This is a genomic window from Variovorax sp. 01N429 (assembly GCF_056399425.1).
The window spans coordinates 1-420 of sequence record NZ_JBFTRG010000150.1 but is presented as its reverse complement, the minus strand read 5'-3'; the positions used below and the strand labels follow the sequence as shown (position 1 = coordinate 420).

The window sequence follows — 420 nt, the reverse complement described above, 5'->3', positions numbered from 1 at the left end:
GCACGGCACTGGCCGAAGGGCGTCGAGCTGAGCGATCTGGAGATGCTGAAGGGCATCGGCCGGTCGGCGCACGGCGAGACGGTGGTGATCCCGGTCATCGAAAACAGCCAGGACATGGGCGAGTTGGGCGACCGGCTGGAAGCGGCGATGGTGCCCGGCGTGCCGGCGGTGCTGGTGGCGTCGCACGGCATGTACGTGTGGGGCGCGGACCCGATGCAGGTCCGCCACCACACCGAAATCGTGCAGTGGCTGCTGGAGTTCCGCCTCACGGAGGGCTGAGAGGCCACTCGGAAACGACGCACACAACAAGGAACCCCCGTGGCCGCCACGGGGGTTCCTTCATTTCCGGAAGAGAGCGGGAACGCCTCAGCGTCCCGGTTCCACCACCCCGTCCTCGCTGACGATCGCGTCGATCAGGCG

1 protein-coding gene is annotated in these 420 nt (G+C 67.9%); it reads left to right on the top strand.

The window, feature by feature from the left end; translation table 11 throughout:
* Positions 1-279: class II aldolase/adducin family protein (locus AC1DSF_RS31010; protein WP_478184145.1), on the top strand; the 279-nt coding region annotated here is incomplete at its 5' end.
* Positions 280-420 lie beyond the last annotated feature (141 nt).